Origin of the sequence: Rhizobium sp. ZK1, assembly GCF_047782645.1 — a bacterium.
Classification (GTDB): domain Bacteria; phylum Pseudomonadota; class Alphaproteobacteria; order Rhizobiales; family Rhizobiaceae; genus Rhizobium.
Map to the genome: position 1 here is coordinate 1,990,223 of NZ_CP180586.1, position 24,663 is coordinate 2,014,885.

The window sequence follows — 24,663 nt, forward strand, 5'->3', positions numbered from 1 at the left end:
GAAGCCCAATGCCATCCACCTTCATCGCCAGAGGCGCCGAAGCCTATGAAGCCAGCATGGGCCGCTGGAGCCGCCGCCTCGCAGACCCCTTCCTCACCTTCGCCGGCATACCACCTCACGGCCGCGTGCTGGACGCCGGCTGCGGCACCGGCAGCCTTACATTGGCGCTATCAACCCACCCCGAACTCACTGCCATCGAAGCCCTGGATTTCGAGGAAAATTTCGTCACGGCACTCCGCGCCCGCACCGATGACCCGAGGATATCGGCCCGCCAGGGCGACGTCTGCGCCCTGCCCTATGAGGACAAGAGCTTCGACGCCGCCTATTCCCTGCTCGTCCTGCACTTCGTCTCCGACGCCGACAAGGCCATCACCGAAATGCGCCGCGTCCTGAAACCCGGCGCCACCGCAGCCGCCGCCGTCTGGTCCCATGACGGCATGCCGAGCTGGCGCCTCTTCTGGAACACGATCCGCGCCGTCGAACCCGAAGCCGAAGGCAACGGCATTCCGTCAGGCCCGAGGCCGATGACATCAGAGGGTGAACTGCGGGCGCTCTTTGCGAATGCCGGCTTTGCCGATGTCACCGAGGCACGGCTGACGATCATGATGGATTACGCCGATTTCGACGATTTCTACCTGCCGAAGGTCTATGGGCAGGGACGGTTTGCGGCGTTTTTCGAGGGGTTGCCGGAAGCAAGACGGGATCGGCTGCGGGAGGCGCTGAAGGCGGCCTATCTGGATGGCAGGTCAGAGGATGGGCCGCGTGGGTTTGAGAGTATCGCCTGGGCGGTGCGAGGCAGCGCGTAAGACGGATTTAGCGCCGCCTGCCCGTATTGGCGGCCGAAGCCGGCTCTGTCAGTACTTCATGTTCCGCAGCTCGGGAAAATCGTAGTAACGCAGCCGCTCATCGCGGCAGCGGTAGTCATTCTTTGAGAGGCCCATGATCATGTTATGCTCTAGGGTCAGGTCGATATAGGACCAGTTCGGGTTGGCACGCTCCGCCGTCCGCGTGCAATAAGCGTAGACCTGCTTTTCAGGATCGAGCAGCACCACGCTCGAAATCTCGGCCTTCACGAAATATCCCGGTTTGATGGTTCCGCGCAGGGCATCCACATACTCGCGTTTAACCGAGCTGGACGGAGGACGCTGCGAATCCAAGACAGATTGTGGTGCTGGCGTCTGGCAGCCAGCCAGTGTCATCGCGGCGGCACAGAGAAGTAAAGGCGTCCTTATCAAGTTCAATCTCCAAAAAAAACAAAGTACAAGGCACACAATATTTCCTACAAATATTACGAGAATAATATCCGCAATACACTGAAATCCACAGCCGATGCCACGAACCCGCGACACCGGCCTTATGCAAAGGTCAAGAATGCACCCAACCAATCACCAGGCCTGCTGCGTCGGCATCACAAACACCTCGGCAATATCCATATGATCAGGCGACTGCACCGCAAACAGAACCGTCTCGGCGATATCCTCGCCCCTCAGGAATTCCATCTGCGTCTTCAGGTCTTCCATCTGCTGGCGCACGGCCGGATCGGAGATCTGGTCGTAGAGTTCGGTCTCGACGGCACCCGGCTGCACGCAGGTCACGCGGATATTGTGCTTCTTGCCGAGCTCGATGCGCATGCCGTCAGACAGAGCCGTGATCGCATGTTTCGTCGCGCAATAGACCGTAAGCCCCGCAAAGACCTTGCGGCCGGCAATCGAGGAGGTGTTGACGATATGGCCGGATTTCTGGCCGATCATATGCGGCAGCACGGCGGCCGTCGTGTTCAGCACGCCCTTGAAATTGACGTCCACCATCCGGTGCCATTCCTCCGTCTTCAGGGCCTCGATATCCGATAGCGGCATAAGGCCGGCATTGTTGAAGAGGATATCGATACTGCCGAAGGCCTCGGCGAGCCTGGAAACGCCCGCCTCGACGGAAGCGGCATCGACGACATCCATTTCCAGCGCGATCGCCCGCCCGCCGGCCCGGCCGATTTGCGAAACAAGTTCTTCCAGCCGCTCAGTGCGACGCGCGGCAAGCCCGATCTTGGCTCCATTGGCTGCAAGCTTGAGTGCCGTGGCAGCGCCGATCCCGCTCGACGCACCGGTGATAAGAGCGGTTTTTCCTTGGATTGACATGGTCATTCCCTTTCATTGCCGTCCCTGAGACGGTTGGTTTCGACGGGAACAAACTAGAAAAATCACACGAGGCTTTCGCTCGGCCAATTGCTGGAACTGTCGCGGATTTGCTGCGAAAGAGAGCAATTCCAGCAAAAGCGTGCAGCGGTTTTGCGTCCGCAATTGCGTAAAAAGGGTCTACCCGCGATAGTCACGCGGGCTGACGCCGACCTGCCGGCGGAACACCTGCGCGAAATGGCTGGGGCTGGAATAGCCGAGATCGAGCGCAATCTGGATGATGCTGGCATCCGTCTCGCGCAGCAGCCGGCGCGCCTCGGCCATCTTCAGCTGGATGAAATAATCCGATGGCGAAGAGCCGGTCGACTGCTTGAAGACGCGGGAAAAATGAAAGGGGCTGAGCTCTGCCTCGGCCGCGAGGCTTTCCAGATTGAAGGCCCGGTCGAGCCCCGCCTCCATCATCCGCACCACCTTCTGCAGCTTGAAGGCCGGCAGCGCCCCGCGCCGGGCGGGTGCTGCGCCATCCCGCCTGCCGTAATGCCGCACGAGATGGACGGCGAGCGCCTGCGCAATGCCCTGCACCGCCATTTCGCTGGGCTCGGCCGCCTCCGTCAACTCTTTCAGGATCATCCCCATCAACCCCGAAATCGCCTCGTCGCGCGCCCCCGAAACATCCGCCAGCCGAAACCGCTCCGCGCCCTCGGCGCCCAAAACCTCCGCTATCGCCCGCTGGTAGATCGGCAGCCCGAGATAGAGATGCATGACGCAAAGCGCCTCGCCGCCGCTCGTCTCCCATCTCAGCTCATAGGGCGTCTCACTCTGCGTCAGATAAAAATCCCCCGCCGAAACCTCCACCGGCATCCATTCGCCGCCGATGTCCCGCTCCTCGATGCGAGCGGAGCCGGAGACGATCCAGACCACGAGCGGTTCCGCGACGGCGGGCACGAGGAGATTGGTTTCGAGCGGCTGGTGGGAGAGAAGGTGCACGGAAATGGTGCTCCACGCCGGGCCGTGACTGCTGGCGAGAAGGCGAGCGTGGATGCGCTGGCTCAGGGCTTCGGGGGTGGATTTTTCAGGCACGTTTTTTAACTTACCGCACATCTAGGCGCAGCGATAAAGTACGCCTGCAAAATAACTAACTTGGTTTCTATATCGCGGAAAATTAAGGCACGGATTCAGGTTCTCGCGCCCTCAGCATTGCACCGCTCTATTTAAGAATTTGCTAAGTATCGCTTATAGTCACCAAGCTGAGATGCCAAAGAATTTAAATAGTTTTCTTTTGCCTTGATGTAGCGATCATAGTCAACTCGAAAGTTTCCGTAGAAACGCATCCACTCAACACTCCCCTTGGCAGGAGGATTTTCCTCCGAATAGTAAGTATTTAATAAGGAGAGAGCATTTATGTACTTATCTAAGTCCGATTCAGTCGCAGGCAGAAGTCGACTCACTCCTTGGAGTTTACCTATGTAAGATTGCGCCGCGCCAGAAAATCCATCATCTATTTTCGCGACCGGCCGCCCGTCAAAAACAACATTATACTTCAAAACTTGTTCTTCGAAGCGAGCATTCGCGGCTAAAACGGCTTCATATTGCGCAATAATAAGCTTCTGATGATTTTCTCTAAAATCCCAAAAACCAGTCAGCAACTGAAGCGCGATAGTTACAAGAGCGCCAACAACTATACCGAGAATCTGAAGACGCGAGAAAAGCCAGCCGACCTTCAAGCCAACTGCTATCCACTCCTCTTTGGTCTGCGGTAAATTCACGGCTTGACCTCAATATTGAAGTTAGTGTGCGCCCCAGTGTGGTCATGCGCTTCTCGCAGTAGCGCGCAATTCCGCTGAAATTCGGGCTCAACACTCAAAAAACGTAACATACTTTGGCTGAGTTGCCCGACCTCTTGGCTACAAAGATCGACAACATCGTTAATTTGGCTATTCGTCACTGAAACAACAACCTCCGGCGTTATCGCATTGGCATCAAAGTTCACGGCGACCAAGACAGCTAATATGCTACCAATAACCAGAGGTGCGACCGTCTTCGCAATCACTGCGATATGACCGGGAGAATTGATATTAATTCGCACCTGCAGGTCGTCGGCATCAATTTGCATGAAAGCCGCACGCTCCAAATCGACAAGATTGGGATTGAGGCCACCATGCTGTAGGCGATCAATATTCTCCGTTACCATGGTAATCAACGCATTCAAGACAGTACTGTCAAATGAGTTGAAATCATCCTTAGTTGTTATAATGCGTGCTGCAAATTCGTCGTCTATCACGTAGTCATCGTAGAGAAGTTGGAAGATTCTCTTCTTAACGCGTGCATTGTAGATCTCAGCAAAACCGGTAGGCACGCGAGATAGCTCGACAACCGTCGGAGGCAGATCGGCCATCCGAACTTCTTTGAAATGACCAAAACGCCGGCCGTCGAAGTTGTAACCATTGAATCGCTCGATTCCCGGTATTCGCACGATATTGCCCTCTAAGGGCAAGATTTCAGCGATCAACGCATTTCCGAAAGCCGATGGGTTAGGGATAACGACGATATCGCCATGTTGAAGAAGCTCAAAATAGCTCCGAACAACACCTTCGACTTGCGCAAATCCAGGACCCTTTGGCTGATCCTCGTAGTAATAAAGCGCAGTCTGCGGCTCATTCCCCCGGTTGTAGGCCGGGGTTCTAAGCCATTTGCTGAGCGCACGCGCCCGTTTAATCTTGGATTCGAGTTCATGATCGCCTTCCAATCCAGTCGCAAGATTTACGCCCAGGTTAGGAAGATCTGGGCCTATTGCCTTGGAATTGAATACTGGAACAAATAGGTGTCCATTTTTTCCGGCGCGAGCGAGATATACTTTCGTGTCAGCGCCGATAATGCGCGTATTCAAATCGACTTCAAAAGTTGTCACAGGATTGTCTCAGTAGGATCGGTTGCGTAGCGTGGATATCACAACTTAACACCACACATCAACGTGGGATATTTTCTCCACAACCTATTGCGCTGTAGTCAGAGGTGATCGTTCGTCCTGATTTTCCGTTGCGATGCGTTTAACCTACACCCCAATTCAATGCACCTTGTGCTTTAGTTATCCAGAACGCTATTTGATCCCGAATCAATCACTCCCCCACCACACCCCCAGCCTTCTTCTAAGCATCAATCCCACCCTCAATATGACACGCGCTCCCCACCCCCGCATCCTGCGCCGCCTGCACGGCCATCGCCGACCGCTCCCCGAACGCACAGTAAAACACCACCCTCTTGCCCGTCGCCACCGCCAGCTCATGCAGCATCCCGCCCGCTGACAGGTTCTCCTGCAGATCCGCATAGGGCGCATGCAGCGCGCCCGGGATCACCCCATGCCGCTCCCGCTCACTCCTCTCGCGCAGGTCGACGATAACGACATCGCTGCGCCCGCGCAGCTCCAGCGCATCCTTCGCGCTCACCGCCCAGCCCTTCCGCGCAATCTCCTCCTGATGCAGCCCGATATGGATGTTGGCGGGGACGGCGACGTCCATCATTTTCGGGTTGGGCAGGTGCAGGTTGTTCATGACATCGACATATTCGTCGATCGATTTGACCTGCAGGCGCGGGTTGAAGCGTTTTTCCTCGCCGATGGTGGAGACCGTGTCGCCCTTGTAGTCATGGGCGGGAAAGAGCAGCGTTTCCTCCGGCAGGCGGAGCAGCTTGTTGAAGATCGAGTCATATTGGGCGCGCGGATCGCCGTTCTGGAAATCGGTGCGGCCGGTGCCGCGGATGAGCAGCGTGTCGCCGGTGAAGATGCGGTCGCCCATCAGGTAGGAATAGGAATCGTCCGTATGGCCGGGCGTATATAGCACGTCGAGGCTGATGCCCTCGATGCCGACGCGGTCGCCTTCGGAAACGCGCATGGCAACGACATCCGCCTTGGTCTGCTCGCCCATCACGGTGATGCAATGGGTCTGGTCGCGCAGCGCGCCGAGCCCGGTAATGTGGTCGGCATGGAGGTGCGTATCGACGGCTTTCACCAGCTTCAGGTCCAACTCGCGCACGAGCTGCATGTAGCGATCCACCTTTTCCAGCACGGGATCGATGATCAGCGCCTCGCCGCCGCGCCTGGAGGCGATGAGATAGGTGTAGGTGCCGGATACGCTGTCGAAAAGCTGTCGGAAAATCATCTGTCCACTCCATTGCCTTCTGGCACTGGCGCTTTCTGGCCTGCGGCTGCGAACTGCATCGGGACGTCTGCGCCGATAATATCTTTGCGCCGAAAAAAGCGGAAGAAGCGGGCGGCAGATCCGCCCTCACCCAATCTTGGTATCCCGGCGTTGCGGAGCCGGTACGATGTGCGAGGCGCAGATGGATGAACGCGACTGTATTAACCCCAGGAGAATCCAGCAAAATCGCCGTTTTTACTGTGTAGGAAATAATACAATTGCCCGGCGGAAAGCACCGCCGGGCAATTATTAAGCACATACTGAAATAATTTCGCCGCGATTTAAAAAGTGAAATTACGGTTCTATTATTCCGGCCTACAATGCTCCACGCTGGATGCTGCAAACCCAGTGGAGAAGGGGTGCCCAAACGTCTGGATCGCGGGCTGCCCTTCTCCTTCCATATAGCAAGCGCCGATCTGTTGCTATTACGTGCGTAACATCGTGAACAGGCATTGAAAAAATCCCCTGGGCGGACGGGGCTGCACGATGACGTGATCTCTCTTTTGTTGAAGAACGCGATCTGCGCCCTAGAACCTCCCCGTGGGGACGCGTGAGGGAATTTCGATGATCAGAGAAAAGATGTCGGCGAGCCAGACGCCGCTGCAGGAAGAGGACGTCGCGCTCTGCCAGAGCGTCTACGACCATATCTGCGAGGCAAGGCAAATCTCCACAGCCCGCGAACGCGAGGAACTGGCCATCCAGATCCTACATTTCTACCAGCATGGGGTGAAGGATCGGGGGAGTTTGGAGCGGCTGCTGCTGTAGGCGGGTGGTTTCTTTTGAAAGAGCGACCTCCTCCCCTCCGTCATTCCTGTGCCCTCGTGCAAGCACAAGGGATGTCACAGGAATCCAGCCGGCTTGCGTCTGCAAGCCGAATTGACTCTCTAACATTGGTGTTGGCCGGACTCTTTCGCCGCGTGGACACGCGGCTGCTGAATTCCTGTGACGATCCCCGGAACAAGCCCGAGGACAGGAATGACGGAGATGGGGTTGTCCTCACCATCCATCAAAACGTCACGATGCGTAGCAGGACTGGTCGACCGGAAACCCGTCGCAGTTGACCTCCACGCACAAGCCCTACCTAAAGCCCGACTGATATGTTCAGGAGGCTATGGTGACGGCACCTATCGAGGATTATGCCCTTATCGGCGATTGCGAGACCGCGGCACTCGTGTCCAGAAACGGCTCGATCGACTGGTTGTGCTTTCCGCGCTTCGATTCGCCCGCCTGTTTCGCCGCCCTGCTCGGCACGAGGGAGAATGGTTTCTGGTCGCTCGCGCCCTCGGGCGGCAAATACACCACCACGCGCCGCTATCGCGAAGACACGCTTATCCTCGAAACCGAATTCCAGACCGAGACCGGCACCGCCGTCCTGACCGACTTCATGCCGCTACGCGACGGCGCCAGCGACCTGATGCGCATCGTCGAGGGCAAGAGCGGCAGCGTCGCCTTCGATATGGAGCTCAACCTTCGCTTCGATTACGGCCGGACCGTTCCCTGGGTCACGCATGGCGAAGACGGCGGCATCACCGCCATCGCCGGCCCTGACAGGCTGACCCTGAACTGCGCCGTGCCGCTCGAAGGCCGCGGGCTGAGCACGGTCGGCGCCTTCCAGGTCGCGGCCGGCGAACAGCAGATATTCACGCTCACCTGGTCGCCCTCGCACCTGCCGCAGCCGGCACCGCGGCAGGTGGAATATGCGCTGCCGGACACGGAGGAATTCTGGTTATCCTTTGCCGCGAAATGCCCCAAGGTTGGCAAGTGGACGGATCAGGTGAAGCGCTCCCTCATCACTCTGAAGGCGCTGACCTACATGCCGACAGGCGGCATCGTCGCGGCCGCCACGACCTCCCTGCCCGAAAAGATCGGCGGTCCGCGCAACTGGGACTATCGCTATTGCTGGCTGCGCGACGCGACGCTGACCCTGCTCGCCCTGATGAAGCTCGGCTATTACGAGGAGGCCACCGCCTGGCGCAGATGGCTGCTGCGCGCGGTCGCCGGGGCACCGGCACAGATGCAGATCATGTATGGCGTGGCCGGCGAGCGCAATCTGCTGGAATGGCAGGTGCCCTGGCTGCAGGGCTACGAAGGCTCCGCACCCGTGCGCATCGGCAACGCCGCCGCCGAGCAGGTGCAGCTCGATGTCTATGGCGAGGTGGCGGACGCCATACTGCAGGCCCGCAAGGGCGGCCTGCCGGCGCATCAGCGCGAGCGCGAACTGGCGAGGGCCATTCTGCCCTTTCTGAAAAAGATCTGGGTCGAGCCCGACGAGGGCATATGGGAGGTGCGCGGCCAGCGCCAGCATTTCACCTATTCCAAGGTCATGGCCTGGGTGGCCTTCGACCGCGCCGTTCAGATCGCCGAGGCCGACGGCGAGTCCGAAGCCGCCGCCCGCTGGCGCGAACTCGCCGATCGCATCCATGCCGAGGTCTGTGAAAAGGCCTTCAATGCCGAGCTCGGCTGCTTCACCCAGGCCTACGGCTCGAGCGCGATGGATGCCAGCCTCCTGCATCTCGGCATGGTCGGCTTCATTGCGCCTGACGATCCGCGCTATGTCGCGACCGTGGAGATGGTGGAGCGCAAGCTGCTGCGCGACGGCCTGCTCCTGCGCTACGAGACGCAGGAAGTGGATGACGGCCTGCCGCCGGGCGAAGGCGCCTTCCTCGCCTGCAGCTTCTGGCTGGTCGACGCCTACTATATGATCGGCCGGCGCGACGATGCGCTCACGCTCTTCGAGCGGCTGCTTTCGATCTGCAACGATGTCGGGCTGCTGGCGGAGGAATATGACCCGGGCGCGAAGCGGATGCTGGGGAATTTCCCGCAGGCCTTCAGCCATATCGGACTGATCAACAGCGCGTTGAACCTGGCGCGCGCAGAAGGGCCGGCGGATCAGCGCTCGGCATGATCGTCGAGACCATGCTTGCACAACCTTGAGATTCAAGCCTGCGGACGGGAACCATCAGCAGCCGGGGGCATTGAGTCCCGTCCAGCAACGGGAGGAACTCATGGCACGCAAGACCGGCAAAACAGCCGCGCCTGATGGCGTAACCATTCACGACCAGCAACTTCACAGGGGCAATGGCGGCGAACTTCACCAGACCGCGGCCGATGGCGCCGACATCCTGACCACGGCTCAGGGCGCGCCCGTCTCCGACGATCAAAACACGCTGAGGGTCGGAGCCCGCGGGCCGGCCCTGGTGGAGGATTTTCATTTCCGTGAAAAGATCTTCCACTTCGACCATGAGCGCATTCCCGAACGCGTGGTCCATGCCCGCGGTTACGGCGCGCATGGCTTTTTCGAGACCTACGAATCCCTGTCGAAATACACGAGGGCCGATCTCTTCCAGCGGCCCGGCGAGAAGACGCCTGCCTTCGTGCGCTTCTCCACCGTGGCGGGCAGCAAGGGCTCCTTCGACCTCGCGCGCGACGTGCGCGGCTTCGCCGTGAAGATCTATACGAAGGAAGGCAATTGGGATCTCGTCGGCAACAACATTCCCGTCTTCTTCATCCAGGATGCCATCAAGTTTCCCGACATCATCCACTCCGTCAAACCGGAGCCCGACCGCGCCTTTCCGCAGGCCCAGTCGGCCCATGACAATTTCTGGGATTTCATCTCGCTGACGCCGGAAAGCATGCACATGATCATGTGGGTCATGTCCGACCGCGCCATCCCGCGCTCCTTCCGTTTCATGGAAGGCTTCGGGGTCCATACTTTCCGCTTCGTCAATGCCGACGGCCAGTCCACCTTCGTCAAGTTCCACTGGAAGCCCAAGCTCGGGCTGCAGTCCGTCGTCTGGAATGAAGCCGTCAAGATCAACGGCGCCGATCCGGATTTCCACCGCCGCGATCTCTGGCAATCCATCCAGTCCGGCAACTTCCCGGAATGGGAGCTTTGCGTTCAGCTCTTCGATCAGACATTCGCAGACGAGTTCGATTTCGACGTGCTCGACCCGACAAAGATCATTCCCGAGGAAATCCTGCCCGTGCAGCCCATCGGCCGCCTGGTGCTGGACCGTATGCCGGAGAACTTCTTCGCCGAGACCGAGCAGGTTGCCTTCATGACGCAGAACGTGCCGCCCGGGATCGATTTTTCCAACGATCCGCTGCTTCAGGGACGCAACTTCTCCTACCTCGACACGCAGCTCAAGCGCCTCGGCAGCCCTAACTTCACGCATCTGCCGATCAACGCGCCGAAATGTCCCTTCCATCATTTTCAGCAGGACGGGCATATGGCGATGCGCAATCCGGCCGGCCGGGCCAATTACGAACCGAACTCCTGGGGGCTCGGGCCGCGGGAAGCCCCTGACAAGGGCTTTCGCACCTTCGCCTCCGAAGAGGACGGTCAGAAGGTGCGCCTGCGCCCCGAAAGCTTCGCCGATCACTACAGCCAGGCCCGTCAGTTCTTCATCAGCCAGACGCCGCCGGAGCAGCGCCACATCGCCATGGCCCTGACCTTCGAACTCAGCAAGGTGGAAACGCCCGTGATCCGCGAGCGGATGATCTCCCATCTCATCAACATCGATGAGACGCTGGCGAAAAAGGTGGCTGCTGCGCTCGGCATCGCGGAGATGCCCAGGCCGGCCGATGCCGCCATGCCGACCCGGCAGGATCTGCCGCCCTCACCGGCTCTCAGCATTATCGAGCGCGGGCCGAAGCGCTTCGAGGGCCGCAAGCTTGGTCTGCTGGTCACCGATGGTTCGGATGCGGCGCTGGTGAAGGCTGTCAGCACCGCCATCACCGGGGAAATGGGCCTTGTCGAAGTCATCGCTCCGAAAGTGGGCGGCGTTACGCTGTCCGACGGCTCCTTCCTCGAAGCGCAGCAGATGATCGATGGCGGCCCCTCCGTGCTCTACGATGCCGTCGCCGTTCTTCCCGGTGAGGAGGCGCTGGCCGACCTCATCAAGGAAGCCGCCGCCCGCGATTTCGTCGCCGATGCCTTCGCCCATTGCAAGTTCATCGGATACACGGCTGCGGCCCTCGCCCTGATGAAGAAGGCCGGCGTGGAAGACCTCGATGAAGGCACGATCGAACTCGCCTCGGCCAAGGATGCAAAGGCCTTCGCGGCCGAACTCGGCAAGCTGCGTGTCTGGGCGCGGGAACCATCGGTGAAGCTGTAGGCGCAACGGCTTCGGTCGGTTGTGCGGGAGTGCAAACGCCTCCGACGCCCCGTATCACGGCACGGCAACCCATCCCCGGCCCGGACAGGTTGGGGATGGCAGACTATGCCGTCTGCTTCACATAGATCTCTGGATCGAAATCAACGCGCCTGGCCTTGCCATCTCGCGTTTTCAGGACAAGCTCGACGCCGCCACCGATAGAATGCATGTAGCGCACGATCGACGACAGGAGGACATCGTCAGCACTCTCGATCTTGGAAACGGTGTTTTGCGTCATACCAGCGCGAGCGGCGACCTCCTGCTGCGTGGCCTGCATCGCCTTGCGCACTTCCGCCAGCGCCTTGCCCAGACGCCTTTCCCCACGTTTCCCATCGAGCCGCGCGCGGACATCCTCGGGAAGCTCCTCGCGTAACGTTTTCCAGTCAGTCATTTTTCTTTCCCTTCAGCCATGCCGCAAAACGCGCATCGGCCTTGTTGATCAGCTGTTTGTAAAACAGGGCTTCATTCATGCCCTGCTTGTCGCCACCACAAAGGATGATGGCGCTCTGCGTGGGGTCAAAGGCGAAAGCAAATCGCCAGACCTGTCCTGCAAACCTGACCCTGATCTCTTTCATATTCGCATAAGCGGAACCCGAGAGCGTATCGACCTCCGGACGCCCCAGAAACGGACCGTCATCTTCCAGATGGTCCAGCACTTCACCGACCAGTTCCTTCAATCCCATTTCGAGTTCTTTCCATTCGGGAACGAAATCGGGATGGAATTGCACCCTGTATGTCATCTATTGCCTCAGAAATATATATTTAAAGATATAAAATCAAGATCGATTGCTTCAGCCCGTTCTCACTTTGTAAAGGCGAGCACCGTAGGGCGACCATCCTCGATATCGACCGCCACGAGATAGCAACTATATGTATGGGTGATGAGTTTTCCGCCTTCGAGCCTGACGGCGACGAAGCAGTCCGGGAAGGCCGAGACGGGCGGCAGGGAGGCCTTCCAGACGACATCCCCGCTAGCATTGACCCTCATAAGGTTCCGGCCGTCCTTCACCTCCTCAAGCATGTAGTCGTAGAGCAGGATGCTGCCCCCCCGTCGGGAAGATCGATGCGGTCCATGATCCTGCTGGTCATCCTGCCTCCGTTGCCTCGGCACTTGTTTCGTCCGTGTTAACATGCACTTGGCCGGACCGCGAGCGATGAATTTCCGAGTGAGGAGATCAGACATGACAGGCTGTTTCCCATAGGTGGTTTCGCAAGCCGAAACGCCGATTACTTGCGCCCGATGCGCCTCCTCCTCTCCCGTCATCTCTGTGCTTGTCATAGAGATCCAGCCGGCTTGCGTCCGCAAGCCGAGAGGACTCCTTAAAACACGTCCCAGCATAGGGCATTTTGGGAAGCCGATAGGCGGCAAGATTCTTCCGCCGCGTGGACACACGGCTGCTGGATTCCTGTGACAAGCACAGGAATGACGGAAGTTGGAGTTGGTGTCGGTGCCCAAAGCGAAGTCAACGCTTTAAAGCGAGAGTGACACCCTTGGAAGACCACCCCACTATTCCAAAAATCCGAACGATTCATTCGTTTCCCTTTTGTACTCTCCACCCCTTCCAATTCGCGGTGACAACAGCCATATTCCGCCCATGGCAAAATCTCCGAAGAAATCCCCCGCCTCGACCGGTTTCGAGGAAGCCCCCCAATCGTCTTTCGAAGGCGCTCCCCTCTCAGGCTCCGTTGCCGACTGGGTGAAGCAGCTCGAGGCCGATGCGGAGTCCGCCGGCGTCGAGAGCCAGCGCGAAATCGCCTCCAAGGCGGGCAAGCACCGCAAGAAGGTCGAGAACGAGGCGCGCAAGCACACCGAGGCCGTGAGCGTCAACAAGAAGGCCACCGTCAGCAAGACCGCGCGCGGCGTCTCCATCGGCGGGTCCAGCGATCCGAAGACGCGCGCGGCCGCGGGCCTGAACCCGGTCGCCGGTCTCGATATCTCGCTCGAGGATGCCGGTAATCTGGCGCATGGCGGCGTCACCGCCACGGTGGAGGCGCTGTCCAAGCTGATCGAGAGCGGCAACCCGCTGCACAAGAACGGCAAGATCTGGACGCCGCACCGCCCTGCCCGGCCGGATAAATCCGAAGGCGGCATCACCATCCGCATGGCCTCGGAATACAAGCCCGCCGGCGACCAGCCGACGGCGATCCGCGATCTCGTGGGCGGGCTGGAGACCGGCGAGCGCAGCCAGGTCCTGCTCGGCGTCACCGGCTCGGGCAAGACCTTCACCATGGCCAAGGTGATCGAGGAAACGCAGCGCCCGGCCCTCATCCTGGCGCCGAACAAGACGCTGGCCGCCCAGCTCTATTCCGAATTCAAGAATTTCTTCCCCGACAATGCGGTGGAATATTTCGTTTCCTACTACGATTATTACCAGCCGGAAGCCTATGTGCCGCGCTCCGACACCTATATCGAGAAGGAAAGCTCCATCAACGAGCAGATCGACCGCATGCGCCACTCGGCGACGCGCTCTCTGCTCGAACGCGACGACTGCATCATCGTCGCCTCCGTCTCCTGCATCTACGGTATCGGCTCGGTCGAAACCTATACGGCCATGACATTCCAGATGAATGTCGGCGACCGGCTGGATCAGCGCCAGCTGCTGGCCGATCTCGTGGCCCAGCAATACAAGCGCCGCGACATGGATTTCCAGCGCGGCTCTTTTCGCGTGCGCGGCGACACAATCGAAATCTTCCCGGCCCACTTGGAAGACGCGGCCTGGCGCATCAGCATGTTCGGCGACGAGATCGACGCCATCACCGAATTCGACCCGCTGACGGGACAGAAGACCGGCGACCTGAAATCGGTGAAGATCTACGCCAATTCGCACTATGTCACCCCGCGCCCGACGCTGAATGCCGCCGTCAAATCCATCAAGGAAGAGCTGAAGGGCCGCCTGGTGGAGCTGGAAAAGGCCGGCCGCCTTCTGGAAGCCCAGCGCCTGGAGCAGCGCACCCGCTACGATATCGAAATGCTGGAAGCCACCGGCTCCTGCCAGGGCATCGAAAACTATTCGCGCTACCTCACCGGCCGCGACCCCGGCGACCCGCCGCCGACGCTGTTCGAATATGTGCCCGACAATGCCATTGTCTTCATCGACGAAAGCCATGTCACCATTCCGCAGATCGGCGGCATGTACCGGGGCGACTTCCGGCGCAAGGCGACGCTGGCCGAATATGGCTTCCGCCTACCCTCCTGCATGGATAACCGCCCGCTGCGCTTCGAGGAATGGGACGCCATGCGCCCGGACACGATCGCCGTGTCGGCGACGCCCGGAAGCTGGGAAATGGAACAGGCCGGCGGCGTCTTCGCCGAACAGGTCATCCGCCCGACCGGCCTCATCGATCCGCCGGTCGAGGTGCGCTCCGCCCGCAGCCAGGTGGACGACGTGCTCGGCGAAATCCGCGAGACCGCCGCCAAGGGCTATCGCACCCTCTGCACAGTGCTGACCAAGCGCATGGCCGAGGACCTGACCGAATATCTGCATGAACAGGGCGTGCGCGTGCGCTACATGCACTCCGATATCGACACGCTGGAGCGCATCGAGATCATCCGCGACCTGCGCCTCGGCGCATTCGACGTGCTCGTCGGCATCAACCTGCTGCGCGAGGGCCTGGATATTCCCGAATGCGGCTTCGTCGCCATTCTCGATGCCGACAAGGAAGGCTTCCTGCGCTCCGAAACCTCGCTGATCCAGACCATCGGCCGCGCGGCGCGTAACGTCGACGGCAAGGTCATCCTCTACGCCGACAACATCACCGGCTCCATGCAGCGCGCCATGGACGAAACGGCCCGCCGCCGCGAAAAGCAGATGGCCTATAACGAGGAGCACGGCATCACGCCCGAAAGCGTCAAGGCCAAGATCTCCGATATCCTCGACTCGGTCTACGAGCGCGACCACGTGCGCGCCGACATCTCCGGCGCCTCCGGCAAGGGTTTTGCCGATGGCGGCAACCTCGTGGGCAACAACCTGCAGGCCCATCTCAACGCGCTGGAAAAATCCATGCGTGACGCCGCCGCCGACCTCGACTTCGAAAAGGCCGCCCGCCTGCGCGACGAAATCAAACGCCTCAAGGCCGTCGAACTCGCCGCCATGGACGACCCGCTGGCCCGCGAGGAAGCCAAGGCAATGGAAGGCATCCGCCGCAACGCCAAGGCTACCCGCGAATCCCTTCTCCCCGCCGGGGAGAAGGTGCCCGGCAGGGCGGATGAGGGGGCCACAGCCTCCTACTTCGCCAAGCCTGAACTGGACGACATGGGCGGCCGCAACGCCAACGGCAAGAGCCTCTTCCGCCGCAACACGCTGGATGAGATGACCGTGGGCCGGACGGAAAAGCCGGTGACGGGACACGTGCCGGAAAAGCCGGATGCGGCCAAGGGCACACAGCGGTTTTCGCCGCTGCTTGAGGGCCAGCCGGAGCGCGATGATGTGCGGCCGCTGGTGCGCGGGAAGACCGGTGTCGGGAGCTATGAGGACCCGGGCGAGCAGAAGCGCAAGAGCCGGACGAAGGGGAAGACTGGGCGGCCGGGGCGGTAATAATTGCTTCTCCTTTCATGCTTACAAACGCCGGAGATATCAGGCGCTTTAAGCCCAAAAAGAAACAGCAATGTCCGAAACCATTCTGCGCTACGTCTCTGCCGCCCCCTACTGACAACCGACCCCAAAAGCCGTCAGCAAGATTGCAAGACATCAGGCGACGAACAGCTCAAATGCATCAACGGACGGAAACAGCTTTAGCCGCCAACAATATTTGCTAGCCATCATTATAGCTTAAAGCTACGGGCAATCAGATGTATAAATAGGCCACAATTGCAAGGAGCCAATGTATCAAAACAGCTTGAGAATTAGCCGCGGAAAAACCCTATATTTTTGCCTCCGCGGCGGGCGCACAAATTTCTTCAATAATTTCACTTCCACCGTTTTTTAAACTTATCAATGTTATCATCTTACCAATATCTACCTTGCTTACACCTTCCGCCATTAGAAATTTTGAATACTTTGACAAGAATGACAGCATAGTTGCCCTCGGCGCGGCGTAGGGATACATGAGCAGCAGATCAATATCCTTTCTCAAATTCTTCTTCACATCACCAAATATCTTATATTTTTTTAACATTTGACCTTCGTTTAGAAGACAAAAGAACTCATACTTTGCTAGATGCTTTTCAATGAAATACAAAGAAAATGTTGTTTTTGATTTCGGCTCATTAGAAAGCATGTTCAACGAAGCTTTTAGTACGGTGTCAATTCTTCCGCCATCCTCGCCATATCTATCATCAAACGATTTCAGCTCTCTAAGGTATCGTTTGTAATCCTTATTATTAACGGCAGAAATCAAATCCAGCGCTCGATACTTTTTAAATGAACTTCTTGTATAGTGCCTGGTTTTCGCGGCGCTGAGATTCAAGCCGATATTTAAGAGCAATCGCGAAGCACGATGCATCAAGCGCTCTAGCTTAGCAGGAGACGACCCAAAAATAACGATGTCGTCTGCCCATCGAATATAAACAACACCTTCAGCGTTGCACGCGTTTATGAAGCTTTCATCAAACGGGCGAAGATAAAAATTCGCCAGCATCCTTGATGCATCGGAAATAATTTCCTGAGGAATTCCCTTAGATGAAGCTGAATACCCTTTAATTCTCCTATCCCAGAATCGTAGAAAGTAAGACAAAAGAGATATTATCTCACTTGAATCCTGAACCGTACTTCTTACACGATCAATCAATGTATTAATATCGATAGTATCATAAAAATTAGCGATATCGGAGGTTAAAACATAACTGCCGACAGATTTATCATCGCATGTCTCTCGGAGTAAGTCGGTAAAACTAGTCCAATCTTTAAACCATGCCTTCTTCGCGAAGCTATCACTAAAATACGGATCTACCAGCTCATGCTCTTCTTCATTATTTTGATTATCTAAAGCCTCCTCCAACGAGTTTTCTTTTACCGCATTCTTGGGAACTATGCGCCACGCCCCGTATACCCCAGGTAAATCTCTAACAATGTAATCTTGTAGAGAAAGCACGAGAAGATAGTATACCGCCATATCTTCTTTCGTTAGGATCGGCACGAATCTTGTACATCCAGCATTCTTTAGATAACCAAGATATCCATGACCAATATTCGGGATATAACTATTATTTCCCAATGATTTAACCAACGATTCCACTGTGGCAATAATATTTGCGAGATCATCTTTCCCCACTATGGGAACAATGCTTGTCTGCAATTTTTTCCAAATGGCTCGGGTATTTTTGACAGTAACAATATCCTCAAGCTGCATCCCAACCTCGAAGGCACGAATCACAAGTACGAACAGAAGGAATACAGGATAAATTTGCAACTTAAAGCATATCTAATTGGTGAATTGCGGGAATCCCCACGAACGTGGGTGCCCGCCCCCGCACTATCCAACGCTTAAAAAAGCTACCTTAAACTCCTGCCCATCGCCAGCCTTACCCTCTCGGCGCTGAAGGCTCGGCTTAGATGGGCGCACGGCGCAAGCAGCAACGGTAAGCCCTCCCGAAACGGGCCGGGTTTATCAGCGTCCAGTTATTGCAATGCCCGCCCCGCGCCCCATATCCCAGTATGGCGGCATCCGGAATAAAACCGCCTTTTGCATCGGTCTACCCGACGCCCTCAAGGGAAGACGCGCTGTCTTCCGACACTCTGCAGAACAGCTTTTTCGCAGCGATCCTGAGCAGATGGCCGCGCCCTAAAGGGCCGGCAAGGAGCAATGTCTCTCATACGCCCAGGCACTTAAGAGACCGCGCTGAAAAAGACCTCTGACGCATTCGATGACGAGCAGTGCTTATCCCGCCGAATATCCGGCGTGGCCGCCCATACGTCCCCCGGCAGGAGCCGGAGGCACCAATTTCTGGAGAAACTGTATGCCCCTGATCTTCCCCAATAGAAGCCGCAGTTTCGACGAGGGCCGCGAGGGGGTTCGTTTCTCCGGCTATGACGGCATGTTCGAGGTGCGGTTTCTGATCGAGGCGAGCGCGTTGAGCTCCATCGCCCGGACGGGCCAAACGGAAGCCGAATGCCTCAGCGCCTTCGATGCGGCGCGCCCCGCCATTCTGGAGGCGGCATCCGCTCTCTACGGCCGCGGCGGCAAGGACCGGTATACGCTGACGGAGAAGGATATCCGCCGCTAAAGCATATCGTGCAAGTGCGTGCAGCGGTTTGCGACAACGACATGCGGAAAACAACGACTTGAAGCGTGGCAGGCAAATCCTGGAGATCGCGACACGCTTCAGTTTCACACCCGGGATGAACCGGGCACGGAGATGAGACATGTCAGTCGACAGAAAACATCTGAGCGTGGTGGACAGAGCCCCGCGCACTCACCCCGAAGACGCCGATCTCGAAACGGCGGTCTACGATGCGCTTGCCCATACGGGCGATCTCGACCCGAGCTATATTTTCGTGACGGCGCGCGGCAGCGACGTTACGCTCGCCGGCTGGGTTCACGTCAGCGAGGAAATCTCGCTCGCCGAAGAGGTCGCCTTGCGGACACGCGGCGTGCGCAGCGTTCACAACGAGCTGTCACGGGATCTTTAGCGCCCCCATTCGTCTCGGCGCGGCTGCGCGCCGATTTCCGGCAAGGCTCGAACGCAAGCCGGAGGCGAGGAGCCCGGCCCCGCGCCGGGTTCCACGTTGCTGGCCGCCCGCAAGCCGGAGCGGGTTCTCTCCCACAAGCGACCGATCGCGATCGGCCCCACACGACCGATGGACAAGCTATGCGCAAGAAAATCGACGAAATCACCACACCGGACTCTGCCATGGCAAGCCGGCAGGCCACCGCCAATGAGAACCGCCCTGCCCCAAGCCCCTCCGCCAGGGAGATGATCGCCGAAGCCGAAGCCGCCCGCGCTGTGGTGGATGCGGCCGGCGATGAGCAGGCCGAGGCGGCAAAGCCCGGTGAAGGCCAGGCGGATGGCAAGGTCCCAGCGGGCGGGCCGCTTCCGACAATGGAAGAGCTCGAGCAGGCCCGCGACGACCACAGCAGAAAAATTGTTGGAAGGCGCGCATCACCCGGACGCAGCGGGCAATGACGCCCGCTGCCTGCCTGAATCGACAGGCACCAGGATAGAATTTCCCATTCAGCGCCGGCAATCACGGGTGCTGAAGATTGTCGTGAGCAGTTGTGACAAGAAGTGAGCAAAATCCCCGAATTGTGGCAGGCATTCACCAGATTCGATGAACATATCCTGATGGCGGCTACACAGAGCCGTTTTATAGGAAAGATACCATGTCTATGCTTCGTAAGATCGCAGCAACGGGTCTCGTCTCCCTGACCCTCGCAATTGGCTCCATCGCAACAGTAACGCCCGCGCTGGCGCATGGAGGAGGAGGTCATGGGGGCGAGAGCCATGGCGGAGGCGAGCACATGGGAGGAATGGGAATGGGCCACTTCGCCGAAAATCGCGGCGGAGGGTTTTTCGGTCACGACCAGTTCGGGCACGACCACTTCGGCCGCGACCACTTCGATGGACGGTTCAGAGATCGCGAATCCCTTCTGTTCGGCAGCAATGACGACTACGACCGCTGCCAGTGGCAGTGGATGGCAGCGCCTGACGGGCGTACGATCAGGGGCGAAGTATGCTACTGACCGAAGGGAAGCGGAAGGTCATGCCAGCGAGCCGGTGACCGGCCCAAACCGGAAACCGGCCCTCGGGCGAGCCTGACCTGATCTCTCCACTGTTGCCGCAGCATTTCGTCTCGAAACGCTGCGGCAAGACATCATCAGCAATTTGGAGCAAGAATACGTCCTCCAGCGCAAGCAACTGATCGTATCGTGTTTGCAGAGCGTGCCTGCGGCTGCATTTTCTGTCACTTTGCATGGACAGAAACGCCCGACCAGACCGGACACCGCTCCATGCCAGAACTCCGCATCGACCCCTTCCCCCCGCCCGACGAACTCGCCGCGCTCTGGGCCGTCGCCTGGGGCACATCAGAGCCGCCGGATTTCGCCCGCATCCTGCCGCGCAGCCTTGCCCATCTCGGCGCCTATCATGAGAACAGGTTGATCGGCTTCGTCAATGTCGCCTGGGATGGCGGCATCCATGCCTTCATCCTCGATACCTCAGTGCATCCGGATCTGCGCCGGCAGGGCATTGCGACTGAACTGGTGAAGGAAGCGGTGCGGATCGCCGGTGAGCGCGGGGCGAAATGCCTGCATGTGGATTTCGAGCCGCATCTTGAGGGCTTTTACCGCGCCTGTGGCTTCAGGCCGACCGAGGCGGGGCTGATACGGCTTGGCTGAGCAATTCCGCAAAAGCGGATTTGTGCCGGGAATGGCGTGAAAACAGGGGGATAGAGCATTCTTCTGTCAGCGGAAAACCGAAATGCCCTCGCCCTTACCTTACGACAGAAGCGGCCGGTAGCCGCCGCCGGGCTCGCGCCTCGTCAGCAGGAAATGCAGGAGATTGGCATAGCCGCGCGCATCGTCGATGGCGCGGTGCGTGTGCTCGATATTGCCGAGCCATTCGCGCGGATAATGAGCGATATCGCATTCCCACGGGCTGCGGCCCGTCACACCCGCCACCATCGACAGGATGCAGAGCGGCGGATGCCGGAACAGCCGATCGGCGATCCACGGCCCCTGGAACAGCGGCCGGCCGGTGAAGCGCTTCAGGTAATGATCAAGCCAGGGACCGTCGAGCGCGACGGGATGGGCGGCGAAGATCGGCTCGGCACGGAAGGATTTCACCCAGGCGGTGAAGCGCGCCATGACCTCGGCAGCGGGTACGGGATCGGCGGTCGCCGCCGCGAAGGCCTGCGGATGGGCCTGCCAGAAGGCCATGGTCACGGGGTCCTGCCCGGCCCCCTCCAGCGGCTGCAGCACGGCCTCGAACTCGCCGAGCATCTGGCCGGTCTCGGTGACGGCGACGGAGCCGAAGGAGAGCATCGAGTGGGTGCCCGGTATGGGGCCGTCGAATTCGCAATCGGTGACGATGTAGATATGCGGCACGCGCGGTGTGCTCCCCGGGGCTGTTCTGGTGTCGGGGATGAGCATAGCTGGATATTCGTGGGTTGCCATGGGGGCTGAGTGGTTTGTGAAGGGGTACGGGATCAACACGGCGTCGAGAGATGGTGGGGCAACACCACCCTAACCTCCGTCATTCCTGTGCCTGTCACAGGAATCCAGCCGGCTTGCGTCTGCAAGCCGAAAAGACTCTCACGCTTGCAACAATCAGAGTCCCATCAGGTGCCAGGAAATGTCCTCCCATTCCGGGTTGTTCTCCTCGATTAGATTAAGCTTCCATTGCCGCGGCCATTTCTTGATCGTCTTCTCCCGCGTGATCGCCGCAGTCATGAGATCGTATTCCTCGAACCAGACGAGCGTCTTGACGCCATATCGCGAGGTGAAGCCCGGCGTCAGCTCGTTCTGATGCTCGTACAGACGACCTGGAAGATCGCTCGTCACGCCAGTATAGAGCGTGCCGTTTCTCTTTGACGCGAGGATGTAGACGTAACCCTTCATGGTTGAAGAGTGGCGTATTTCGGCATTGTTTTTCAAGAGTCTTTTCGGCTTGCAGACGCAAGCCGGCTGGATTCCTGTGACAAGCACAGGAATGACGGAGGAGAGGGTGTGCCCGCCTCCCTCTCCATCAGCGCTCCAGGCACTACATGGAGCTGTGCCGCGTGCGTTCCACCAAGACCTGCCCTCCTGCACAAAGCTCTCTTGTGGCACCGACGCTCCCTCCTCTCTCCCGTCATTCCTGTGCTTGTCACAGGAATCCAGTCGGCTTGCGTCTGCAAGCCGAGAAGACTCTTAGAAAACAGCCGCCGCGTGGACACGCGGCTGCTGGATTCCTGTGACATCCCTCGTGCCGGCACGAGGAGGGAATGAGGGACGATAGGGAAGCGCCCGCGCTTACTCATCCGCCGAGCCCGCTGCAGACCTGCCCGCACGCAAAATGCCCGGCCACCTCACGATGACCGGGCATCCTCTCACCCCACACCGCGATCAGTTATTGTGCGCCGCGCAGGCTTCGTCCATCGGGGTGGCGTTGCTGGTGCCGCCCTGGGTCTGCAACTTGCCGGGGCCGGTGCCGCTGCTGCTGGCGTGGTCGGGGCAGTCGGGCTTATCCATCTTCATGTTGCCCATCCTCGTGCTGCCGGTCGTGGTCTTGTCCGTCGCCGTCGGCTTCTTGGCCTTGACGCCCGCGCCGCCGCCGGAATCGACGGTGCTCTTGTCCATCGTGGTGCCGGTCGGGGCCGGGTTGGATTGGGCGAAGGCGGATGTGGCCATGCCGAGGGCGAGCAGCGAGGCTGCGATAATTTTCATACGCATTGGTATTCTCCTGGATAGATCAATGATCGACACTTGGGGAACCGCTGATGATGTTGATTGTTCCCAGCCAATTTCCATAGGTTTTCCCCCGCTCAATTCTTGCGCGAGCTGTGCGGCAGACTTCAATCAAGTTATATTGCCGGGATTGCACGCGTCGGAGGAGAGACCGCGTAAGGAGGTGGGGCGGAAACGAGCCGCCACGCCCTCACCTGATCTCAAGCCCGGAAACCCCACCGGGCTTTTTTCTTGGGAAGACCCGTTCATGCTCCGGCCACCCGGCGCGAACGGCCCCTTCGCACGGTCGATCCAACTTGATTGCAACGACAATTTGCGATATCAAATCTGATGTACGTACATCATTTCAATCTCGAGGGGGGAATATAACGATGGCGTTCACGTTCAATCCGGAATTTGCCATAGCGGATGAGCAATCTCTGCGAAGCCTGTTCGAGGCGACGCATACCCTGGCGATACAGAAGTGTCGGGGTACCCTCGGCATGCACGCGCAGGAGTTTATCCGGCGCTCACCATTTCTGTGCATCGGCACGCAGAACCCCGATGGCAAGGCCGATGTCAGCCCGCGTGGCGACCCTCTCGGCTTCGTCAAGATTCTCGATGAGCGCACGCTGGCGATACCGGACCGGCCCGGCAACAACCGTCTCGATACATTGGTGAATATTCTCGCCAATCCGAGCGTCGGGCTGCTGTTCATGATCCCGGGTTTCGACGACACGTTGCGCGTGAATGGTCGCGCCGTTCTGACGAGGGATCCCGATCTTCTGGAGAGCATGAGCGTCAACGATCGCCGTCCCAAACTCGCAATCGTGGTCACGGTGGACGAGGTCTTCATGCATTGCGCCAAGGCATTCCGGCGCTCTCACCTGTGGAACCCTGAGCATCACCAGGATCGCACGGAAATGCCCTCGCTCGTGAAGATCATTCTGGACGAAACATCGGGCGCGCCTGACAATAAGGATGAGCAGCGCAGAATGGATGCCGATCTCGAGGATGCATACAAGAGGACGCTTTACTGAGGGATTGTCGGGTCAAGAAAATGCGGCGGTGAGGCGCACGACCCGGTGTTCTCTGGCCTCGATCAGGAGAAGTCGGCGCCCCCCTATTCCGCAGCCTCCCCCCGCTGCGGCTCCACCAGATCCACCGTGTCAAGCTCTTCCAGTGGCACCGGAGCTTCGACCTCATACGAATACCCTTCGAGCATCGTATAGGTGTGCTCGATCGTCGCGATCTGCTTTTCCGTCTTGCGGATGGCGTCGGCGATGGCTTCGCTGCGGGCACGCATCATGGAGCCGAGCACGTCGGTTTCCGGCCGCCGGCCGAGACGGTCTATGTGTTTGCGAACGCGGGCGCGGTGGCGTTCGAGCTCGAGGATATGGAAGCGGCTCTTGACGATATCGTCGGAGAGTTTGCGGCGCATGGCAGCGACGGGGTCGAAGCTGCCGGGTTCGCGCTCGTCGAGGATTACCTCGTTGACGAGCGATTCCAGCATCAGCACGCCTTCGAGGTCCTTGGGGTCGGCAAGCTGCGGATCGTAGCCGGTATCGTCGTAGACGCGCCGGCGCACCGGATCCTGCAGCAGTTCATAGGCGATCTGCAGCCGGTTGAAATGATCGGTATCGCCGCCGGCATCCGGATGCGCACCCTTGGCGGCCTTGCGCCAGGCAAGCCTGATCGCCTCGCCGGTGGCGTCTCGCTCCAGTCCGAGCATGGCATAGGGGTCGATCACGCCGGCACTTCCTTCATTCACTGCTTCGTCCCTCCGAGACCTAACCGCAGGCGGCCACCGCATCAAGCCCCGAAACACCCTGCCATAATTGCGGCCGCTCGGGACGAAATTGTGGAACGCGGCGGATTTTCCCA

Annotated in this window: 25 protein-coding genes; 11 read left to right on the plus strand and 14 right to left on the minus strand. The window is 58.8% G+C overall.

The features are described 5' to 3' along the window. Positions 1–8: 8 nt before the first annotated feature. On the plus strand, positions 9–806 hold the full coding sequence (locus ACK9YZ_RS10215) for a methyltransferase domain-containing protein (RefSeq protein WP_416066489.1): 798 nt from the start codon (positions 9–11) through the stop codon (positions 804–806). A 48-nt stretch (positions 807–854) separates the two neighbouring features. Here the strand turns inward: ACK9YZ_RS10215 and ACK9YZ_RS10220 are convergent, their stop codons facing one another. The 6 genes from ACK9YZ_RS10220 to ACK9YZ_RS10245 form a co-directional block, all read right to left on the minus strand. After that, complete coding sequence (locus ACK9YZ_RS10220) at positions 855–1,199, minus strand: hypothetical protein (RefSeq protein WP_216758857.1); 345 nt, start codon at positions 1,197–1,199, stop codon at positions 855–857. Between the two features lie 186 nt (positions 1,200–1,385). After that, positions 1,386–2,132 (minus strand): SDR family oxidoreductase, encoded by a 747-nt coding sequence (locus ACK9YZ_RS10225; RefSeq protein ID WP_416066490.1) that lies wholly within the window; start codon positions 2,130–2,132, stop codon positions 1,386–1,388. A 177-nt stretch (positions 2,133–2,309) separates the two neighbouring features. Further along, complete coding sequence (locus tag ACK9YZ_RS10230) at positions 2,310–3,209, minus strand: helix-turn-helix domain-containing protein (protein WP_416066491.1); 900 nt, start codon at positions 3,207–3,209, stop codon at positions 2,310–2,312. A 131-nt stretch (positions 3,210–3,340) separates the two neighbouring features. After that, positions 3,341–3,895 carry a hypothetical protein gene (locus tag ACK9YZ_RS10235; protein ID WP_416066492.1) on the minus strand — a complete coding sequence of 185 codons (555 nt, stop codon included), beginning with the start codon at positions 3,893–3,895 and terminating at the stop codon, positions 3,341–3,343. Next, a complete protein-coding gene (locus ACK9YZ_RS10240; RefSeq protein ID WP_416066493.1) occupies positions 3,892–5,037 on the minus strand; it encodes a hypothetical protein in 1,146 nt (381 codons plus the stop codon). Before ACK9YZ_RS10240 ends, ACK9YZ_RS10235 begins: the two co-directional genes overlap by 4 nt. A 238-nt stretch (positions 5,038–5,275) precedes the next feature. Further along, the gene (locus ACK9YZ_RS10245) at positions 5,276–6,283 is read right to left on the minus strand and encodes an MBL fold metallo-hydrolase (RefSeq protein ID WP_416066494.1); all 1,008 of its coding nucleotides are present in this window, start codon (positions 6,281–6,283) and stop codon (positions 5,276–5,278) included. 603 nt (positions 6,284–6,886) lie between these two features. Between ACK9YZ_RS10245 and ACK9YZ_RS10250 the strand changes: the two genes are divergently transcribed. The 3 genes from ACK9YZ_RS10250 to ACK9YZ_RS10260 all read left to right on the plus strand — a co-directional run bounded on the left by ACK9YZ_RS10250 (position 6,887) and on the right by ACK9YZ_RS10260 (position 11,439). Next, positions 6,887–7,087 carry a hypothetical protein gene (locus ACK9YZ_RS10250; RefSeq protein WP_216758483.1) on the plus strand — a complete coding sequence of 67 codons (201 nt, stop codon included), beginning with the start codon at positions 6,887–6,889 and terminating at the stop codon, positions 7,085–7,087. Positions 7,088–7,436: 349 nt separating this feature from the next. Continuing rightward, positions 7,437–9,227 (plus strand): glycoside hydrolase family 15 protein, encoded by a 1,791-nt coding sequence (locus ACK9YZ_RS10255; RefSeq protein WP_416066717.1) that lies wholly within the window; start codon positions 7,437–7,439, stop codon positions 9,225–9,227. A gap of 100 nt (positions 9,228–9,327) precedes the next feature. Beyond that, positions 9,328–11,439: a catalase gene (locus ACK9YZ_RS10260; protein ID WP_416066495.1), complete on the plus strand. Its 2,112-nt coding sequence runs from the start codon at positions 9,328–9,330 to the stop codon at positions 11,437–11,439. 103 nt (positions 11,440–11,542) lie between these two features. Here ACK9YZ_RS10260 and ACK9YZ_RS10265 read toward each other — a convergent pair whose 3' ends face one another. The 3 genes from ACK9YZ_RS10265 to ACK9YZ_RS10275 all read right to left on the minus strand — a co-directional run bounded on the left by ACK9YZ_RS10265 (position 11,543) and on the right by ACK9YZ_RS10275 (position 12,589). Further along, entirely contained in the window at positions 11,543–11,869 is a 327-nt protein-coding gene (locus tag ACK9YZ_RS10265) for a helix-turn-helix domain-containing protein (RefSeq protein ID WP_416066496.1), read from the minus strand. Then, the gene (locus tag ACK9YZ_RS10270; protein WP_416066497.1) at positions 11,862–12,206 is read right to left on the minus strand and encodes a type II toxin-antitoxin system RelE/ParE family toxin; all 345 of its coding nucleotides are present in this window, start codon (positions 12,204–12,206) and stop codon (positions 11,862–11,864) included. The genes ACK9YZ_RS10265 and ACK9YZ_RS10270 overlap by 8 nt, the downstream gene beginning before the upstream one ends. 74 nt (positions 12,207–12,280) lie before the next feature. Continuing rightward, positions 12,281–12,589: a hypothetical protein gene (locus ACK9YZ_RS10275; RefSeq protein WP_416066498.1), complete on the minus strand. Its 309-nt coding sequence runs from the start codon at positions 12,587–12,589 to the stop codon at positions 12,281–12,283. 484 nt (positions 12,590–13,073) lie between these two features. On the opposite strand from ACK9YZ_RS10275, the gene uvrB reads away from it, so the two are divergent. Next, a complete protein-coding gene (gene uvrB, locus ACK9YZ_RS10280; RefSeq protein WP_416066499.1) occupies positions 13,074–16,013 on the plus strand; it encodes an excinuclease ABC subunit UvrB in 2,940 nt (979 codons plus the stop codon). A gap of 325 nt (positions 16,014–16,338) precedes the next feature. Here uvrB and ACK9YZ_RS10285 read toward each other — a convergent pair whose 3' ends face one another. Continuing rightward, complete coding sequence (locus tag ACK9YZ_RS10285; RefSeq protein ID WP_416066500.1) at positions 16,339–17,766, minus strand: reverse transcriptase domain-containing protein; 1,428 nt, start codon at positions 17,764–17,766, stop codon at positions 16,339–16,341. 607 nt (positions 17,767–18,373) lie between these two features. Here ACK9YZ_RS10285 and ACK9YZ_RS10290 point away from each other — a divergent pair. The 5 genes from ACK9YZ_RS10290 (at position 18,374) to ACK9YZ_RS10310 (ending at position 20,751) form a co-directional block, all read left to right on the plus strand. Next, positions 18,374–18,640 carry a DUF1488 domain-containing protein gene (locus tag ACK9YZ_RS10290; protein ID WP_416066501.1) on the plus strand — a complete coding sequence of 89 codons (267 nt, stop codon included), beginning with the start codon at positions 18,374–18,376 and terminating at the stop codon, positions 18,638–18,640. A gap of 139 nt (positions 18,641–18,779) precedes the next feature. Then, complete coding sequence (locus ACK9YZ_RS10295; protein ID WP_416066502.1) at positions 18,780–19,046, plus strand: BON domain-containing protein; 267 nt, start codon at positions 18,780–18,782, stop codon at positions 19,044–19,046. Between the two features lie 179 nt (positions 19,047–19,225). Beyond that, positions 19,226–19,540 carry a hypothetical protein gene (locus ACK9YZ_RS10300; RefSeq protein WP_416066503.1) on the plus strand — a complete coding sequence of 105 codons (315 nt, stop codon included), beginning with the start codon at positions 19,226–19,228 and terminating at the stop codon, positions 19,538–19,540. A gap of 197 nt (positions 19,541–19,737) precedes the next feature. Then, positions 19,738–20,097, plus strand: a complete 360-nt coding sequence (locus ACK9YZ_RS10305) for a hypothetical protein (protein ID WP_216758489.1) — start codon at positions 19,738–19,740, stop codon at positions 20,095–20,097. Between the two features lie 267 nt (positions 20,098–20,364). After that, complete coding sequence (locus ACK9YZ_RS10310) at positions 20,365–20,751, plus strand: GNAT family N-acetyltransferase (protein WP_416066504.1); 387 nt, start codon at positions 20,365–20,367, stop codon at positions 20,749–20,751. Between the two features lie 99 nt (positions 20,752–20,850). Here the strand turns inward: ACK9YZ_RS10310 and ACK9YZ_RS10315 are convergent, their stop codons facing one another. The 3 genes from ACK9YZ_RS10315 to ACK9YZ_RS10325 all read right to left on the minus strand — a co-directional run bounded on the left by ACK9YZ_RS10315 (position 20,851) and on the right by ACK9YZ_RS10325 (position 22,785). Further along, complete coding sequence (locus ACK9YZ_RS10315; RefSeq protein ID WP_416066505.1) at positions 20,851–21,459, minus strand: DNA polymerase III subunit epsilon; 609 nt, start codon at positions 21,457–21,459, stop codon at positions 20,851–20,853. A 222-nt stretch (positions 21,460–21,681) separates the two neighbouring features. Beyond that, positions 21,682–21,972, minus strand: coding sequence for a GIY-YIG nuclease family protein (locus ACK9YZ_RS10320; RefSeq protein ID WP_416066718.1), 291 nt, complete (start codon positions 21,970–21,972; stop codon positions 21,682–21,684). Between the two features lie 486 nt (positions 21,973–22,458). Next, the gene (locus ACK9YZ_RS10325) at positions 22,459–22,785 is read right to left on the minus strand and encodes a hypothetical protein (RefSeq protein WP_416066506.1); all 327 of its coding nucleotides are present in this window, start codon (positions 22,783–22,785) and stop codon (positions 22,459–22,461) included. 386 nt (positions 22,786–23,171) lie between these two features. Between ACK9YZ_RS10325 and ACK9YZ_RS10330 the strand changes: the two genes are divergently transcribed. Continuing rightward, entirely contained in the window at positions 23,172–23,819 is a 648-nt protein-coding gene (locus ACK9YZ_RS10330; RefSeq protein WP_416066507.1) for a pyridoxamine 5'-phosphate oxidase family protein, read from the plus strand. Between the two features lie 83 nt (positions 23,820–23,902). Here the strand turns inward: ACK9YZ_RS10330 and ACK9YZ_RS10335 are convergent, their stop codons facing one another. Continuing rightward, positions 23,903–24,511 carry a J domain-containing protein gene (locus tag ACK9YZ_RS10335; protein WP_416066719.1) on the minus strand — a complete coding sequence of 203 codons (609 nt, stop codon included), beginning with the start codon at positions 24,509–24,511 and terminating at the stop codon, positions 23,903–23,905. Positions 24,512–24,663 lie beyond the last annotated feature (152 nt).

Excerpts from the sequence above, each read along its gene's own strand:
- ACK9YZ_RS10215 (WP_416066489.1), top strand. The coding sequence starts at position 9 with ATGCCATCCACCTTCATCGCCAGAGGCGCCGAAGCCTATGAAGCCAGC.
- ACK9YZ_RS10220 (WP_216758857.1), bottom strand. The coding sequence starts at position 1,199 with ATGACACTGGCTGGCTGCCAGACGCCAGCACCACAATCTGTCTTGGAT.
- ACK9YZ_RS10225 (WP_416066490.1), bottom strand. The coding sequence starts at position 2,132 with ATGTCAATCCAAGGAAAAACCGCTCTTATCACCGGTGCGTCGAGCGGG.
- ACK9YZ_RS10245 (WP_416066494.1), bottom strand. The coding sequence starts at position 6,283 with ATGATTTTCCGACAGCTTTTCGACAGCGTATCCGGCACCTACACCTAT.
- ACK9YZ_RS10250 (WP_216758483.1), top strand. The coding sequence starts at position 6,887 with ATGATCAGAGAAAAGATGTCGGCGAGCCAGACGCCGCTGCAGGAAGAG.
- ACK9YZ_RS10260 (WP_416066495.1), top strand. The coding sequence starts at position 9,328 with ATGGCACGCAAGACCGGCAAAACAGCCGCGCCTGATGGCGTAACCATT.
- ACK9YZ_RS10265 (WP_416066496.1), bottom strand. The coding sequence starts at position 11,869 with ATGACTGACTGGAAAACGTTACGCGAGGAGCTTCCCGAGGATGTCCGC.
- uvrB (WP_416066499.1), top strand. The coding sequence starts at position 13,074 with ATGGCAAAATCTCCGAAGAAATCCCCCGCCTCGACCGGTTTCGAGGAA.
- ACK9YZ_RS10285 (WP_416066500.1), bottom strand. The coding sequence starts at position 17,766 with ATGCAGCTTGAGGATATTGTTACTGTCAAAAATACCCGAGCCATTTGG.
- ACK9YZ_RS10290 (WP_416066501.1), top strand. The coding sequence starts at position 18,374 with ATGCCCCTGATCTTCCCCAATAGAAGCCGCAGTTTCGACGAGGGCCGC.
- ACK9YZ_RS10295 (WP_416066502.1), top strand. The coding sequence starts at position 18,780 with ATGTCAGTCGACAGAAAACATCTGAGCGTGGTGGACAGAGCCCCGCGC.
- ACK9YZ_RS10300 (WP_416066503.1), top strand. The coding sequence starts at position 19,226 with ATGCGCAAGAAAATCGACGAAATCACCACACCGGACTCTGCCATGGCA.
- ACK9YZ_RS10305 (WP_216758489.1), top strand. The coding sequence starts at position 19,738 with ATGTCTATGCTTCGTAAGATCGCAGCAACGGGTCTCGTCTCCCTGACC.
- ACK9YZ_RS10310 (WP_416066504.1), top strand. The coding sequence starts at position 20,365 with ATGCCAGAACTCCGCATCGACCCCTTCCCCCCGCCCGACGAACTCGCC.
- ACK9YZ_RS10320 (WP_416066718.1), bottom strand. The coding sequence starts at position 21,972 with ATGAAGGGTTACGTCTACATCCTCGCGTCAAAGAGAAACGGCACGCTC.
- ACK9YZ_RS10325 (WP_416066506.1), bottom strand. The coding sequence starts at position 22,785 with ATGCGTATGAAAATTATCGCAGCCTCGCTGCTCGCCCTCGGCATGGCC.
- ACK9YZ_RS10330 (WP_416066507.1), top strand. The coding sequence starts at position 23,172 with ATGGCGTTCACGTTCAATCCGGAATTTGCCATAGCGGATGAGCAATCT.
- ACK9YZ_RS10335 (WP_416066719.1), bottom strand. The coding sequence starts at position 24,511 with ATGCTCGGACTGGAGCGAGACGCCACCGGCGAGGCGATCAGGCTTGCC.